General features: G+C 33.5%; 19 protein-coding genes. All 19 read right to left on the bottom strand.

Annotation, left to right across the window (positions count from 1 at the left end; all coding sequences use genetic code 11):
• Positions 1 to 52: 52 nt before the first annotated feature.
• The 19 genes from CLMAG_RS21780 to prfA all read right to left on the bottom strand — a co-directional run bounded on the left by CLMAG_RS21780 (position 53) and on the right by prfA (position 15,898).
• Positions 53 to 448: a F0F1 ATP synthase subunit epsilon gene (locus CLMAG_RS21780; RefSeq protein WP_066627476.1), complete on the bottom strand. Its 396-nt coding sequence runs from the start codon at positions 446 to 448 to the stop codon at positions 53 to 55.
• Between the two features lie 9 nt (positions 449 to 457).
• Positions 458 to 1,852: a F0F1 ATP synthase subunit beta gene (gene atpD / locus CLMAG_RS21775; RefSeq protein ID WP_066627473.1), complete on the bottom strand. Its 1,395-nt coding sequence runs from the start codon at positions 1,850 to 1,852 to the stop codon at positions 458 to 460.
• 12 nt (positions 1,853 to 1,864) lie between these two features.
• Positions 1,865 to 2,716: an ATP synthase F1 subunit gamma gene (gene atpG, locus CLMAG_RS21770; RefSeq protein WP_066627469.1), complete on the bottom strand. Its 852-nt coding sequence runs from the start codon at positions 2,714 to 2,716 to the stop codon at positions 1,865 to 1,867.
• 29 nt (positions 2,717 to 2,745) lie between these two features.
• Complete coding sequence (gene atpA, locus CLMAG_RS21765) at positions 2,746 to 4,260, bottom strand: F0F1 ATP synthase subunit alpha (RefSeq protein WP_066627467.1); 1,515 nt, start codon at positions 4,258 to 4,260, stop codon at positions 2,746 to 2,748.
• A 10-nt stretch (positions 4,261 to 4,270) separates the two neighbouring features.
• Positions 4,271 to 4,810: a F0F1 ATP synthase subunit delta gene (locus CLMAG_RS21760; RefSeq protein ID WP_066627465.1), complete on the bottom strand. Its 540-nt coding sequence runs from the start codon at positions 4,808 to 4,810 to the stop codon at positions 4,271 to 4,273.
• A gap of 2 nt (positions 4,811 to 4,812) precedes the next feature.
• Entirely contained in the window at positions 4,813 to 5,292 is a 480-nt protein-coding gene (locus tag CLMAG_RS21755; protein WP_066627463.1) for a F0F1 ATP synthase subunit B, read from the bottom strand.
• A 56-nt stretch (positions 5,293 to 5,348) separates the two neighbouring features.
• A complete protein-coding gene (atpE, locus tag CLMAG_RS21750; RefSeq protein ID WP_066627461.1) occupies positions 5,349 to 5,597 on the bottom strand; it encodes an ATP synthase F0 subunit C in 249 nt (82 codons plus the stop codon).
• Positions 5,598 to 5,630: 33 nt separating this feature from the next.
• A complete protein-coding gene (locus tag CLMAG_RS21745) occupies positions 5,631 to 6,311 on the bottom strand; it encodes a F0F1 ATP synthase subunit A (RefSeq protein WP_066627459.1) in 681 nt (226 codons plus the stop codon).
• Positions 6,312 to 6,315: 4 nt separating this feature from the next.
• The gene (locus CLMAG_RS21740; RefSeq protein ID WP_066627455.1) at positions 6,316 to 6,687 is read right to left on the bottom strand and encodes an ATP synthase subunit I; all 372 of its coding nucleotides are present in this window, start codon (positions 6,685 to 6,687) and stop codon (positions 6,316 to 6,318) included.
• Between the two features lie 459 nt (positions 6,688 to 7,146).
• Positions 7,147 to 8,295 carry a non-hydrolyzing UDP-N-acetylglucosamine 2-epimerase gene (gene wecB / locus CLMAG_RS21735; protein ID WP_066627454.1) on the bottom strand — a complete coding sequence of 383 codons (1,149 nt, stop codon included), beginning with the start codon at positions 8,293 to 8,295 and terminating at the stop codon, positions 7,147 to 7,149.
• Between the two features lie 59 nt (positions 8,296 to 8,354).
• Complete coding sequence (locus CLMAG_RS21730; RefSeq protein WP_066627452.1) at positions 8,355 to 9,383, bottom strand: MraY family glycosyltransferase; 1,029 nt, start codon at positions 9,381 to 9,383, stop codon at positions 8,355 to 8,357.
• A gap of 123 nt (positions 9,384 to 9,506) precedes the next feature.
• Positions 9,507 to 9,995 carry a deoxycytidylate deaminase gene (locus CLMAG_RS21725; RefSeq protein WP_066627450.1) on the bottom strand — a complete coding sequence of 163 codons (489 nt, stop codon included), beginning with the start codon at positions 9,993 to 9,995 and terminating at the stop codon, positions 9,507 to 9,509.
• Positions 9,996 to 10,164: 169 nt separating this feature from the next.
• Positions 10,165 to 10,794, bottom strand: coding sequence for a uracil phosphoribosyltransferase (gene upp, locus CLMAG_RS21720; protein WP_066627448.1), 630 nt, complete (start codon positions 10,792 to 10,794; stop codon positions 10,165 to 10,167).
• A 202-nt stretch (positions 10,795 to 10,996) separates the two neighbouring features.
• Complete coding sequence (gene rpiB, locus CLMAG_RS21715; RefSeq protein WP_066627445.1) at positions 10,997 to 11,446, bottom strand: ribose 5-phosphate isomerase B; 450 nt, start codon at positions 11,444 to 11,446, stop codon at positions 10,997 to 10,999.
• A gap of 114 nt (positions 11,447 to 11,560) precedes the next feature.
• Positions 11,561 to 12,007: a low molecular weight protein arginine phosphatase gene (locus CLMAG_RS21710; RefSeq protein WP_066627443.1), complete on the bottom strand. Its 447-nt coding sequence runs from the start codon at positions 12,005 to 12,007 to the stop codon at positions 11,561 to 11,563.
• A 20-nt stretch (positions 12,008 to 12,027) separates the two neighbouring features.
• Positions 12,028 to 13,080 carry an L-threonylcarbamoyladenylate synthase gene (locus tag CLMAG_RS21705; protein WP_066627441.1) on the bottom strand — a complete coding sequence of 351 codons (1,053 nt, stop codon included), beginning with the start codon at positions 13,078 to 13,080 and terminating at the stop codon, positions 12,028 to 12,030.
• 170 nt (positions 13,081 to 13,250) lie between these two features.
• Positions 13,251 to 13,973, bottom strand: a complete 723-nt coding sequence (locus CLMAG_RS21700) for a ZIP family metal transporter (protein ID WP_066627439.1) — start codon at positions 13,971 to 13,973, stop codon at positions 13,251 to 13,253.
• A 63-nt stretch (positions 13,974 to 14,036) separates the two neighbouring features.
• The gene (locus tag CLMAG_RS21695; RefSeq protein WP_066627437.1) at positions 14,037 to 14,645 is read right to left on the bottom strand and encodes a hypothetical protein; all 609 of its coding nucleotides are present in this window, start codon (positions 14,643 to 14,645) and stop codon (positions 14,037 to 14,039) included.
• A 176-nt stretch (positions 14,646 to 14,821) separates the two neighbouring features.
• On the bottom strand, positions 14,822 to 15,898 hold the full coding sequence (gene prfA, locus CLMAG_RS21690) for a peptide chain release factor 1 (protein WP_066627435.1): 1,077 nt from the start codon (positions 15,896 to 15,898) through the stop codon (positions 14,822 to 14,824).
• Positions 15,899 to 15,922 lie beyond the last annotated feature (24 nt).

The following is a 15,922-nucleotide window of genomic DNA, read 5'->3' as shown; positions in this document are numbered from 1 at the left end:
GTTCAACTAAAAATCAGATGAGGGTAGCCCTCATCTGATTCAAGTTTCCACTTCATTTTAATTTTGTTCTAGCAAGTGCTCTAGCTAACGCCAATTCTGCTCTTTTTACATCAATACCGTCTTTGTTTACTAATCTATCTTCTGCTCTTTGTTTAGCCTCTTCAGCTCTTTTAAAATCAACTTCTTCTGGCCACTCACAAGCATCACATAGAATTCTAACATTGTTATCTTTTACTTCCAGTATTCCTGTAGATGTAAATGCCTTAAGCTTTTTGCCACCTTTTTCAGTGATTTCAGTAACACATGGTTTTAAGGTTGTTACTAAAGGCATATGATCAAGCATTATTCCTATGCCACCTTGAGTGCTGTTAGTTATTATTTCTGTGATCTCACCGCTATAAAATTCCCTTTCAGGAGTAAGGATAGTTAATTTTAAAGCTTCTGCCATATTAACCACCTAGCTTTCCATCATTACTTTTGCTTTTGCAATTACATCATCAATAGTTCCTGCAAATAAGAATGCTGCTTCTGGTAAACTATCATGTTTACCCTCAAGTATTTCTTTAAAACCTCTTATAGTTTCCTTTATAGGAACATATGCACCCTTCATTCCAGTAAACTGTTCAGCAACAGAGAAGGGTTGGGATAAGAATCTTTGAATTCTTCTAGCTCTTACAACTACTAGTCTATCTGCTTCTGAAAGCTCATCTACACCAAGTATCGCTATTATATCTTGTAGTTCTCTATATCTTTGAAGTATATGCTTAACGTCTGAAGCTACTTCATACTGCTCTTCTCCTACTATTCTTGGGTCAAGAATTCTTGAACTTGACTCTAGTGGATCAACTGCAGGGTATATACCAAGCTCTGTTATAGCTCTTGAAAGAACTGTTGTAGCATCAAGGTGAGAGAATGTAGTTGCTGGTGCTGGGTCAGTCAAGTCATCAGCAGGTACATATACAGCCTGAACGGATGTAATAGAACCTTGCTTTGTTGATGTTATTCTTTCCTGAAGAGCACCCATCTCAGTTGCAAGTGTTGGCTGATATCCAACGGCACTTGGTATTCTTCCAAGTAGCGCTGAAACCTCAGAACCAGCCTGTGTAAATCTGAATATGTTATCTATGAATAAAAGCACGTCTTGGCCTTGATCTCTGAAATATTCAGCCATAGTAAGTCCTGTTAGCGCAACTCTCATTCTTGCTCCAGGTGGCTCATTCATCTGACCAAATACCAAAGCAGTCTTGTCGATAACTCCAGATTCCTTCATTTCATAATAAAGGTCATTACCTTCTCTTGTTCTTTCTCCAACACCTGTAAATACAGATAAACCACCATGTTCTTTAGCTATATTATTTATAAGCTCTTGGATAAGAACTGTTTTACCAACGCCGGCACCACCAAATAGTCCTATCTTTCCACCTCTTTGATATGGTGCAAGAAGGTCTATAACCTTAATACCTGTTTCAAACATTTCTGGCTTAACAGATTGATCTTCGAAACTTGGTGCTGGTCTATGAATAGGATAATACTTATCCGAAACAACTTCGCCAGCTTCATCTATTGGCTGTCCTAGCATATTAAAAAGTCTTCCTAAAACTGGTTCTCCAACTGGTACAGATATTGGATTACCTGTATCCACTGCATCCATACCTCTCTTTAAACCCTCTGTTGCTTCCATAGATATAGTTCTAACAATATCGTCTCCAATATGTTGTGCAACTTCAGTTACAAGCTTCTTGTCACCCAAAGTTATTTCTATGGAATTATATATATTAGGAAGGTGTTCTGTACTGAATTTTATATCTACTACAGGTCCTATAACCTGAACAACTTTGCCCACATTTGGCATTAGTGTCCCTCCTTACTTTTGAGCTTCGGCTCCTCCGACTATTTCGGATATTTCTTGAGTTATAGCTGCTTGCCTTTCTCTGTTGTATTTAAGATTTAGCTTATCTAATAACTCATTAGCATTCTTTGTCGCTCCATCCATTGCAGCCATTCTTGAACCTTGTTCACTGGCTTTTGCATGAAGCATATAATTTAATATTTGCTGTTTTAATTGCATGACTACTACATCATCTATCATTTCATCAATAGATGGCTCGAATTTTACAAAGCGCTTATCTACTTCAGTGTCTTTATTCTCCAATGGAAGTATTTTTTCTACGTTAACCACCTGTTTTACAGTAGTGAAAAATCTTGTATATACTATATAAACTTCTCCCACTTCATTTTTGCGGTATAAATCAAGCACCTTATATGTAATGGCCTCTGCTTCCTTTAGCGTAGGTACATCAGGTATATCTACATACTCAGCTGTAGTTTGAAATTTTAATCTATTAAAGTACATTCTACCCTTTTGTCCTACTGATACTAAAAGAGAATTTTCTCTATCCTTAGATATTAGTTCTGCAGCTGCATTTACTACGATGGCATTAAATCCTCCACAAAGTCCCGTATCAGAATTAAGTGTAATATAAAGTTTTTTCCTACCTTTATTACCATGTATGTAAATACTCTTTTCCTCAGCACCTTTAACAAATTCACTAATGATAGCACTAAAGGATTTTGAGTATTTATCATTTACCTCAAGTTTGTTTCTAACCTTCCTGAGTTTAGAGGTGGCAATAAGTCCCATGGCCTTTGTTATTTTTTGGGTACTGGTTATTGATTTAATTCTTCGCTTAATCGCAACAAGTCCTGCCCCTGCCATACTTCACCTCCCGCAAAGGGAAAATTAAATTATACCTCTGCTAAAAATATTTTTTTGTATTCTTCTATAGCATCACCAAGTCTTTTACTTAAGTCATCAGATAAAGCTTTCTTTTCTACTATCTCTTGACCTATCTCCTTATGATGCGTATCCATATATTCCATGAATCCATTTTCGAATTCTCCAATTTTTTCTACTGGAACATCTAATAAATGTTCCTTAACACCTGCAAAAAGAATCATAACTTGTTTTTCTACTGGTACTGGTTTATATTGAGGTTGTTTCAATATTTCCATTAATCTCTTACCTTTTTCAAGTCTTTTCTTTGATTCTTTATCAAGGTCTGAACCAAATTGAGCAAATGCAGCAAGTTCTCTATACTGTGCAAGGTCAAGTCTTAATGATCCTGCTACCTGCTTCATAGCTTTAATTTGTGCACTACCACCAACTCTGGATACAGATATACCAGCATTAACAGCCGGTCTCTGTCCTGCATAGAATAACTCAGACTCAAGGAATATCTGGCCATCTGTTATAGAAATAACGTTAGTTGGGATATATGCAGTAACGTCTCCTGCTTGAGTTTCTATTATTGGAAGAGCTGTAAGTGATCCTCCACCAAGCTTATCAGAAAGCTTTGCAGCTCTTTCTAGAAGTCTTGAATGTACATAGAATACATCTCCAGGATACGCTTCTCTTCCTGGTGGTCTATGAAGTAATAATGACATTGCTCTATAAGCCACTGCATGCTTAGACAAATCATCATATACAATAAGTACGTCTTTTCCCTTATTCATGAAATATTCGCCCATTGTACAGCCTGCATAAGGTGCAATAAACTGTAATGGTGCTGCTTCTGAAGCTGTAGATGATACAACTATTGTGTAATCCATAGCTCCCATTTCAGTAAGATTATTAACTATATGTGCTACTGTTGACTGTTTTTGTCCTATAGCAACATATATACATATTACATCTTTACCTTTTTGATTTATTATTGTATCTGTAGCTATAGCAGTTTTACCTGTCTGTCTATCTCCTATTATAAGCTCCCTTTGACCTTTTCCAATAGGAATCATTGAGTCTATAGCTTTAAGTCCTGTTTGTAGTGGTTGCTTAACTGATTGTCTTGTTATAACCCCAGGTGCAACAAGTTCAACTGGTTTTGTTTCTGTAGTTTTAATAGGACCTTTTCCATCTATAGGCTGACCAAGTGAGTTTACAACTCTTCCTATTATATTTTCTCCAACTGGCACTTCAACAACTCTTCCAGTTCTTTTTACTATGTCCCCTTCTTTTATACCTTTTTCAGAACCTAGAAGAACGCATCCTACATTGTCCTGTTCAAGGTTTTGAGCCATAGCATATACATCGTTTGGAAACTCTAGAAGTTCTCCAGCCATACATTCATTAAGGCCATAAACTCTGGCTATACCATCACCTATTTGGATTATTGTACCTGAATCAACTGTCTCTATTTTCTTGTCATATTTCTCAATTTCTTGTTTTATAATTGAAGTTATTTCTTCAGGTTTTATGTTCATAGGCTCACCTCTAATCTCTCTTAAGCATTAATTTTTTCATCTCATCAAGCTTGGATTTTACTGTACCATCTATTACTTCATTACCGACTTGAACGTAAACTCCACCAAGTATACTTAAATCAATTTCTTCTTCTAATAATACCTTTTTACTAAATTTTGCTTCAAGTTTTTCAACCAAGCTCTTTTTTTCCTCATCTAAAAGAGCAATAACAGTTTTTACTTTAGCAATAACTGTATTACCTTTCTCAAGATGAATTTTTTCCATTTCTCTAAGTTTTCCTTCAAGTTGCAAAATTCTTCCCTTGTCTATAAGTATAAGTAAAAATGACAATAACTCATCTTCAACTTTTCCCTTAAAAAGCTGTTCAAATAATTTCTTTTTACTTGAAGTGCTCACTTGAGGATGTTTTATAAGTTCTTGGAAATTTTCATCTCCATTTATTAGAGCCACAATATTTTTTAATTGTTCTAAATACTGCTCTACTTTTCCATTTTCTTCTGCAACCCTGTAGATTGCAAGAGCGTATCTCCTATCCAAATATTCATACATAGTTAGATACCTACCTTAGCTATAAAATCCTTTATAAGTCTCCTATGTTGTTGTTCATTTACAGACTCTTCCAAAGCCTTTGAAGATAATAAAACAGCTAAGTCAACAACTTGAGTCTTTACTTCATCAGCTGCCTTTTCTTTTTCTCTTTCAGCTTCAACTTTAGCTCTTTCAATTATTGCTTCTGCTTCTTGACGAGCTTCTTGTAAAATGTCTGAGGAAACTTTATCGGCTTTTACTTTATAATCTTCTACTATAGTTTTACCTTCTTGTTTGGCCTGTCTTAACTTATCTTCATTTTCTTTTCTAAGTTCTTCAGCTTTTATTCTATCTTCTTCTGCTTTATTTATGTTAGTGATTATTTCATTCTGTCTTGAATCGATAGCATTATTAACTGGCTTAAATAGATAATGTTTTAAAATTAAGTATAGTATACCGAAGTTTATTATAGTAGCTAAAATTTTAGAAAGATGTATCTCCATCTACACAAAAGCCTCCCTTCGGGCTTAATTTTTAACAATTCTTAAGTATTCTTTGTTTATGCTTTGAATAATAGTAATAATGCAACTAGAAGTGCGTATATTGATGTTGCTTCTGATAACGCTGCACCGATAACCATTGTACTGATTATTTTACCACTTGCTTCTGGCTGTCTTGAAACACCTTCAACAGCTTTTCCAGCAGCAGTTCCACAACCTATACCTCCACCTAAACAACCTATAGCAGCTACACCTGCTCCTAATAATGCCATTCCTTTTATAAATGCTTGTGGATCAATTGTACCCATAGTTCTTACCTCCTAAATTTTTTAATTTGTTTTTTAATGTTCTTCTACTACTTTTATATTAACCATTGTTAACATAACAAATATAAACATTTGCATTCCACCGTCAAATATGTCGAAAAATGCGTGTACTGGAACCGGAATTCCAAGCTGTGCAACCCATGCTACCTTAGCTAAACTATTATAAACAAGGTCAAGTACTACTACTGCAGCTGTCATATTACCAAAAAGTCGCAGACTCAATGATACTGGGAGCACAAATCTTTCAACTAAATTTAAAGGTAACAAGAACGCAAAAGGATGTGCATATCCTTTAAGATAATGCCCAAATCCATTTTTCTTTATAGCATTTATTTGAACTATAAAAAATGTAATTATAGCCAAGCCTAAAGCTATGTTATAATCTTTTGTTGGTGGCTCAATACCTATCAGTCCTATTAAGTTCATTAACAATATAAAAATCGCTAGTGTTCCTATGTATGGTATGTAAGCAACACATTGTTCTCCCATATTATTCTTAACAAGATTATTGATAGATTCAACAACCATCTCTACTATATTTTGCTTTCTGTTAGGAATTTTTTCTAATCTTCTAGTAGCTATGATAGCTCCTAAAACTATTATAGCTGTAATTATCCACATAACTAGATAGCTTGGCGTAACGTCAAATTTATAGCCAAATAAATTTAAATAGAATAAAGGTTCAACAGTTTCCAATTAATCACTTCCCTTCATTATTTATTTTTATTCCATATAATGTTAAAGATATGAAATGACAACTATATCCTAACATATAAGCAACCACATTAAACTGATCGATTCTATAAACAAATATCGCAATGCCACAAACTACTGCAACTCTGACAATAAGTCCTATAGAAGTGCTCAGCACATACTTATTTTTATTTTTCAATAACATATACTCTGTTATTATTCCATTTACTAAGAAGTTTATAAGAGCTAGGACTAGTCCACCTAAAAATATCAAAGAATATTTCTTAAATATTAATTGAAAGAATCCAGCACATATTACCCCTATCATTATATCAAATATTATGACTTTTCCAAATACATCCCTAAGGTCATATTTCACTTTCATTTCCTCCAGTGCCGCATACCATGATAACTTATTATATAATCTAATAGAACATAAATAAAATCTTGCTTTTTGCTTATATTGTTTGTATTTTGCTTTAATCGTTCATTTTTTAACAATAATATATACTTTTATCTTCATTACTCTAATTTTATCCGAATTGCTAAATCTGTTGATATTTAAGCTATGAAAAGTTTCTTTAGAAATATTTTGAGTGTTTTTTGAATCGTTTTCATTTCAATTTCCTGTCTCAAATTTTAACAAACTTGGATGTTACTACTTCCTTATCTATTACTTTACACTATTTGTATCAATATTTCAACTATTACTATTAATTCCATGTAAATTTTTTGGATAAATTTTCTGCGATTTTGACTAAAAACTCTTATAAACTACAAGAACCTACCACTCTTAAGGAGTCGTAGGTTCTTAATTTATTATTAAAAGATAAAAATTCTAAATAAACTCTTTGTACCCACCACTCTCAAATCCAAAATGCTCCAATATAGCGGCTACTATTCTTTGTGAAGCTTCACCATCACCATATGGATTAATAGCTCTACTCATTTTATCATATTCTGTAGAGTTTTTTATCAACTCATTAGCTGTATTTACTATTGTGTTTACATCAGTTCCTACAAGCTTCACAGTTCCTGATTTAACAGCTTCTGGTCTTTCTGTTACATCTCTTAAAACAAGCACTGGTTTTCCTAAATGTGGCGCCTCCTCCTGTAACCCACCTGAATCTGTCATGATCATATGACACTTATTCATTAAATTATGAGTCTCTTTAGTATCTAGAGGAGATAGTAAATGTACTCTTTCAACTTCTCCAAGAACTTTATGCACTACATCTTTAACTACAGGGTTTAGGTGAACAAGATATACTAGCTCTACATCTTCATTTTTTTCAACTATGGTTTTTAATGCTTTACATATATTTTCTATACCTTCTCCCCAGTTTTCTCTCCTATGGGCTGTTACCATTATAACTTTTCTTTCACTATAATCTATATCATTTAATTCCTTATTACTAAACCTATAGCTATCCTCTACAGTAAATTCCATGGCATCAATTACTGTGTTTCCAGTTACAAATATATCTTTTTCACTAATCCCTTCTCTTAACAAATTATTTTTTGATCCAGAGGTTGGTGCAAAGTGTAAATCTGCTACCGCCCCTGTAAGTTTTCTATTCATTTCTTCTGGGAAAGGGAAATACTTATCATAAGTTCTAAGTCCAGCTTCTACATGTCCGACCTTTATTTTTTGGTAAAATGCAGCTAAAGCCCCTGCAAATGTTGTTGTAGTATCTCCATGTACAAGAACTAAGTCTGGCTTCTCCTGTTCAAAGATCTCTTCAAGTCCTTCTAATACTCTTGTGGTTATTCCTGTTAAGCTCTGTTTTGCCTTCATAATATTTAGATCAAAATCAGGTTTAATATTAAAAAGTTCTAATACCTGATCCAACATTTCTCTATGCTGAGCTGTTACACAAACCTTGCTTTCTATATTTTTTTCCTCATTAAGTTTCTTTACTAAAGGTGCCATTTTTATGGCTTCAGGTCTTGTTCCAAATATCGTTATAACCTTAATTTTGTTCATTTATATTACCTCCAAATTGCTAGCCCAAATCGGACAATAAACAATTAAATTTATCTTCATTATTCTCTATGTTCAAAAAAACCAAATTTCCAAGCTACTATTACAAGTACAACCATTACCATTGCTAGTAAAAAGTATGATCTCTGTGTACTTACCTGCATAGCTATTATAGCAAAGCTGCCAAGAACTGCACTTATTAGATACATTATTATAACAGCCTGTCTTTGCGTAAGTCCCATATCTAAAAGTCTATGGTGAAGATGGCCTCTATCAGCCTGCATTATAGGCCTTCCATTCAATTTTCTTCTAATCATAGCAAATAGAATATCATATATAGGTATTCCCAGTGCAAGTATTGGCACCGCTATTGCAAAAGCTGCTGCAGATTTTATTGCTCCTTCTATGGATATAGCAGCAAGCAAAAATCCTAGGAGCTGCGCTCCCGTGTCGCCCATAAATATAGTTGCCGGATTAAAATTATAGGGTAGAAAACCTAATATAGCCCCTGATAATATGACCGTCAATACAGCCGCTTCTGACCTATTATTTAATAATGCTATAATAAAAATTGTAACTGCTGAAATAAATGCAACTCCTGCGGCTAATCCATCTAATCCGTCTATCAGATTTAAGGCATTGGTAATTCCTACGACCCATACAATGGTTAATGGTATAGAGAGTATTCCTATACTTATGTACAGCTCTGAGCTACTTATTGGATTTGTAATTAGCTGTATCCTTATTCCATATATTACTAACGACAATGCTGATGCCATCTGAATTAGTAACTTATGCCAAGGCCTTATGTCAAACTTATCATCTAAAAATCCTCCAATAACTATTATTGTAGCTCCTATTATAATACCTATTTCTGATCTGGATAGGCTACCAGACTTCAGTATCAAAGTTAAAATAAATGAAAAGTATATTGCCAATCCACCAAGAAGGGGTATAGGTTTTTTATGTATTCTTCTGTTATCCTTTGGAATATCTATAACCTTCATTTTTATAGCAAATTTTTTTACAAAAGGGGTCAGTATCGCAGAAATTGCAACTGAAATTACTGCCAAAACGTATAATTCATTCATAAGTTAACCTTCCTCAATTAATATTAAGCTATACTATAATGATCTTAAGGTAGAAATTTCTCCTAATAAAATTTTACCTAACTAACTTAGCGTTAGTCTCCAATCTGAGTTAAGATCTTGGCTTCAATAGGAAGCTCCTCCTTGAAGTGAGTCATCGGTGTCAATCCAATCCTGAATACATATTTCTCTGTAATAGTTTTTCGTATCTCTTATAATTATCTTTTCAATTCCTGCATTTATTATAAATCTTTCGCACAGCGAACATGGAGATGCATTATATACATACTCTCCTGTCTTTTTCTCCTTGCCAACAAGATACATAGTTGAACCTATCATATCCTGACGCCTTGCAGATATTATTGCGTTTTGTTCAGCATGCACAGATCTACACAACTCATATCTAGTTCCTCTAGGTACATTTAATTCTTCTCTTCTGCAATATCCTAAATCACAACAGTTCTTCCGTCCTCTAGGTGCTCCCGTATAGCCTGTGGACATTATCTCATCCTGTTTCACAATTATAGCTGCAAAATTACGTCTGATACAAGTGCCTCTTTCCAATACAGTTTCACATATATCTAAATAATAATTATTTTTGTCGATTCTCTCCATTTTTACCTCCAAGCACTACTGTATTCATTCTACATAATATTCTTAAATCACTTTATTGTTTACTACTATTTTATTCTATACTAAAAATAATGTAATTAAAAGTACTTATAAGGTTTCAAGGCAGAAAAATAAGCAGTAAAATTTTCACTGCTTATTTTGAACTTAAACTTTATTTAGTTCCATATAGTCTGTCTCCAGCATCGCCTAATCCAGGAACTATATATCCATTTTCATTTAACTTTTCATCTATAGATGCAACATATACATCAACATCAGGATGATTATCTGTAACATTTTTTACACCCTCTGGTGCAGCTATTAAACACATTAATCTTATGTTTTTAGCTCCTTTTTTCTTAAGAAGAGCTATAGCATCTACTGCAGAACCGCCTGTTGCAAGCATAGGGTCTGTAACAATTACATCTCTCTCTCCTATGTCTTGAGGAAGTTTGCAGAAATACTCTACAGGCATTAATGTTTCTTCATCCCTATAAAGGCCTATATGTCCTACCTTCGCTGCTGGAATAAGTTTAGTCATACCACCAACCATTCCAAGTCCAGCTCTTAGTATTGGAACTATAGCAACCTTCTTACCTGCAAGCATTTTACACTTAGTTGTACATATCGGTGTTTCTATTTCTACCTCTTCTGTTTGTAGATCACGAGTTACTTCATATGCCATAAGCATAGCAACTTCTTCTACAAGCTCCCTAAAATCCTTAGACCCTGTGTTTTTACTTCTTATAAATGCTAATTTATGTAATATTAATGGATGTGCTATTTGTGTTACTTTACTCATTTTAAAATTCCTCCAATATGTTTATTGTACTTGTGACAATTTTTTCACTTATTATTTCTTATATGTTTAAATTTATCCGATGACTACCTGCTCTAATACTCCCATCTTCTTCAAAGCAGGAGTAAAGATCGGCTACGTCCCTGGATTCGTTCAACTAAGAATCAGGTGGAGTTTGAAACTCCATCTAATTCAAGTTTACACTTCATTTACTATACTTTTTTTCTATTTCTGAGATCTTATCTATTCTTCTTTGGTGTCTATCACCTTCAAAATTGGAATTTATGAAAGTATCAACTATATCAATTGCAAGACCTACACCTGTAACTCTTTCACCTAATGCAAGTATATTTGCATTATTATGTTCCCTGCAAGCATGTGCACTAAAAGTATCTCCGCATACCGCTGCTCTTATTCCTGGAACTTTATTCGCAGCTATACTAATTCCAATTCCTGTTCCACAGACTAAAATACCGAGGTCATAATTCTTATTTGACACCTCTTCTGCTACCTTAAGAGCAAATTCAGGATAATCACAGGATTGTTCAGTTAAAGTACCAAAGTCATTATATTCTATTCCTTTAGCTTGTAGATGTTTAACTATTTCATTCTTTAATTTAAATCCGCCATGGTCACTTCCTATTGCAATTTTCATAAAAAATACCTCCAAAATTATAAATACTAATTATTTAATTTAAATAATTTATTTTTAAAATAAATTATAAATTCACAGCGCGTAAAAAAAGAAGATAATAACATCATCTAATGCCTATATCTTCTTCAATTTGTCCAATAGCAATAAAATACTATTCTTTAATTGCTTGTAAGTCTGTCTATAAACTTCTATATTTCCACCAAATGGGTCAACTACATCAGTTTCAAGTAACACATATTCATTTAAAGAATAAATCTTAGCTTTAAATTCTGGAAATGCGTTGACTAAAAGATCTCTTATGTATGAAGTCATAGTTAAAATCAAATCTGAATTTTCTATCATTTCTTTAGTGATTTGCTTCGACTCTCTGTCATTTAAATTTAATCCAATATTTTCTTTAACTACCAATGCTGAGTTTTCAGAGGTCTTACTATCTTTTACCACAGCAATGCCTGCAGAAATAGCTTTTATATCTTCTAAGTCGCACAAACTATTAAAAATAGCTTCTGCCATACAACTTCTACAAGTATTTCCTGTACAAACAAATAGTATATTCTTCATACTTAACCTCCTGAAAATAATTAGACCTTAATAATATCAAATCCTGCAGATTTTTTTAATCTATTCATAACAGCTACCCCTACACCTTTTTCCTCAAAGGCTTCAGATATAATGACATCAACTTTTTTGTCATCAAAACTTCTAAGTGTTTCAAATAACCCTTGGGATACACTTATCATATTCTTTCTGCTTCCTAAAGATAGCACTAGACCTTTTGGATAACTATCTTTTGTCTCCTCAGTAGCCATTATACCTACCACTTCATTTCTATCTATATAATTTTGCACCATTTCGTTAATTTTTGCAATAGTTTTTTGTAAATCTCCTTGAACAATTTTTACAGTAGCTTTTGGAGCATAATGTCTATATTTCATTCCTGGAGCTTTAGGCTTTAAATCTTCATTTGGTTTTTCCATAATAGCTGGATCAATGTATGCATTTGGATCTATCTCCCTTAGCATCTCAAGAGTTATTCCACCTGGACGCAAAACACAAGTTGGCTGTACAGTACAATCTATTATTGTAGACTCTAAGCCTATATCACAAATTTCACCACCAAGAATGTAATCCACTCTTCCACTTAAATCTTCTATACATCTCTGTACATCTGTAGGACTAGGCCTTCCCGAAATATTTGCAGATGGCGCTGCTATAGGTACCTTAGCTGCCCTTATAAGTTCTCTAGCTATTACATTTGAAGGCATTCTGATTCCCACACTTGGAAGAGATGCACTTGCAGCGTCAGGAATAATAGACGACTTAGGTAAAATCATGGTCATAGGCCCTGGCCAGAATCTATTCATAAACTTAAGTGCAATCTCAGATACTTCCTCTACTAAAGGTTTTATATCCTCAAAGTCTGCAATATGAACTATTAGCGGGTTATCTTGTGGCCTCCCCTTTGCTTCGAATATCTTTTTTACAGACTCATTGTCTAAAGCATTAGCGCCAAGACCATAAACAGTTTCTGTTGGAAATGCCACAAGGCCACCATTTCTTATTATTTCCCCTGCTTCTTTTATAGAAGCTCTATCTAAACTTCCCTCATCTAACATTACTACCTTTGTATCCATACTAAATTAGCTCCCCTTTTTTTTAATAACTTTAAAACATTAATTCATGCTTAACATTTTACAATTATAGTTTAATGGAATTCCTTTTTCAAGTATATATCCAAATACCTATTTCAAGAAAAAAAGACTGCAAAACCAGTGTAAGTTTAAACAGTCTAAATTGATTTCTATTATAATAGCCTTACTATAACCAAACCCACTATAATTCCTGTTAATATGCCTACAGTACTTGTTACCCCATCCCAGAGTTTTGATGATTCCGGAAGCATTTCTCCGCATACCACATATAACATTATTCCTGATGCAAAAGAAAGGCAAGCACCTAGTACATTCATTGATATATTAGCTATGTAAGCTCCAACCCAAGTACCTATCGCTGTAGGAAAAGCAGTTATAAAAGCATAGACTAGTATTTTAGATACTTTCACTCTAGAAGCCACCAATGGTGCAGATACAGCAATTCCCTCTGGTATATCGTGAATAGAGATAATTAACGCCATCTTTATACCAAGGGTACCTCCTGCTGCAAATCCGCATCCCATTATTATCCCTTCTGGAAAATTATGAATCATAAGCCCTAAAGCTGCCATAAATGCAACTTTTGTATGTTTATTTACATTTTCCAAATTTATTTTGTTATCTACAAGGGCAATTACTATTATGCCTATTATACAAAAACTTATAGTACCAAAAAAATTCCACTTAATAATGGCTTCAGGGATTAAGTCAAATACTACTACAGATAGCATAAGCCCTCCAGCAAAGCCTATGATACCACCCAAAAGCCTATTGGAAGGCTTTTTTACTATCACTCCTAATGAAGCTCCAACCATTGTACCCATTAACGATACCATGCTGCCTATTATTACAATTCTAATCATATTTACATCCAAAAAACCACCCTATCTATAAATTACTCATATATCATATTTATTTATATATCGTTACATATATGATTAATAATACTGAGAATTTTTACGATAAAATTTTATCTTTTCTACAGCTTCTCCTGTAAAATAAGAATAGACACAGGTTTTGTATATGATATCCAAGAGAGGATATTTATTTAACCCACCTCTTTTGATTATAGTATAGTAATAATTATTCTCTGGCTGCATAACTTTAATCCTGTTGTAGTGATGTGCTACATAAGAGTATTTTTTTAGAAAATTTATACTTACAGGGAGCATTCTATCACTTCTAAACTTAGATCCTGTAATCAAGATTATTTTAAAATCTATAACTTCGCCTTTATCAGACAAAACATCTTCAACATGAACTAAAAAAACTTTCTCTGTGATTATATTAAGTTTTTTATTAGTAATTCCCAAAGATAGTCTTAATCTATATCCATCATTTTTGAATTTTAAAGATTCATTACTTGTCCTTACAAAAATCGATACAAGTATTAGAAATTCTACAATTATCATATAAACTATATAAAATATATAAAACTTTTTAGAAAGAATTAATACAGCTGGTAATGTAAAAAAGATAAAGCACATTGAGAGCAGAAATCTTTTATAAGATTTTTTTTGCTTTCTAATGGCTTTATCTATATTCATTAGTTTACCCCTTTTCTTACGATAATTGTTATATAACTTTAGATATCAATGCTACCCGATGACTACCCACTCTAACACTTTCATTTTATTCAAAATGAAAGTGAAGAGCGGCTACGTCCCTGGATTCGTTCAACTACGAATCATATGGAATTACCCCCTATGATTCAAGTTTCACATCATTGGTTGTTTCCCATAGCCTTCATCTTTTCTGCCTGTTCTGTAGTTATCAGAACATCTATTATATCATCTATATCTCCATCAAGGAATGAATCTAATTTGTATAAAGTTACTCCTACTCTATGGTCAGTAACTCTACCTTGAGGATAGTTATAAGTTCTTATTCTTTCACTTCTATCCCCTGTTCCAACCTGACTTTTTCTATCTTCAGCTATACTTGCACTTCTTTCAGCTTGAGCTCTTTCAAATAATCTTGATTTAAGAACCTTCATAGCTTTTTCTTTATTTTTAAGCTGTGATTTTTCATCCTGGCAAGATACTACAAGACCAGTTGGTAAGTGTGTGATTCTTACAGCTGAGTCTGTAGTATTAACACACTGCCCACCATGTCCTGAAGCTCTAAATACATCTATTCTTATGTCATTTTGACTAATTTCAACTTCTACATCATCAACTTCAGGCAAAACTGCTACTGTAGCTGTAGAAGTGTGTATTCTTCCACTGGATTCAGTATCAGGAACTCTTTGTACTCTGTGAGCTCCACTTTCGTATTTTAATTTACTATAGGCACCATCACCCTTTATCATAAAGACAATTTCTTTAAATCCACCGATATCTGTAGCATTTATGCTTATAGTTTCAATCTTCCAGCCTTTACGCTCAGCATATCTTGTATACATTCTTGTTAGATTTGCTGCAAATAGAGCCGCCTCGTCTCCGCCAGCTCCTCCTCTTATTTCAACAAATACGTTCTTATCATCATTAGGATCTTTAGGTAGAAGTAATATTCTTAACTCATTTTCTGTTTCTTCAATAGTAGTAGTAAGCTCTTTTATCTCTTCTTGTGCCATTTCTCTCATATCTTTATCTGTTTCATCTTTAAGCATTTCTTTAGCAGATTCTAAATCATCTTGAGCTTTTCTATATTCTCTGTATTTTACAACTAGTATTTCTAATTCTGCATGTTCTTTACATAATTTTTGCCATTCTTTCTGGTCAGCCATAACTGTTGGGTCACTTATTTTTATGGATAGTTCTTCATATTTATTTTCTATAAAGTTAAGTCTTTCTAACATACTTTTTTATCACTCCGTATAAAT

The organism is Clostridium magnum DSM 2767, assembly GCF_001623875.1.
GTDB classification, from domain to species: Bacteria; Bacillota; Clostridia; order Clostridiales; family Clostridiaceae; genus Clostridium_AM; species Clostridium_AM magnum.
Note: the sequence above shows the minus strand (reverse complement) of the source record. Positions and strands in the feature narration are given on the sequence as shown.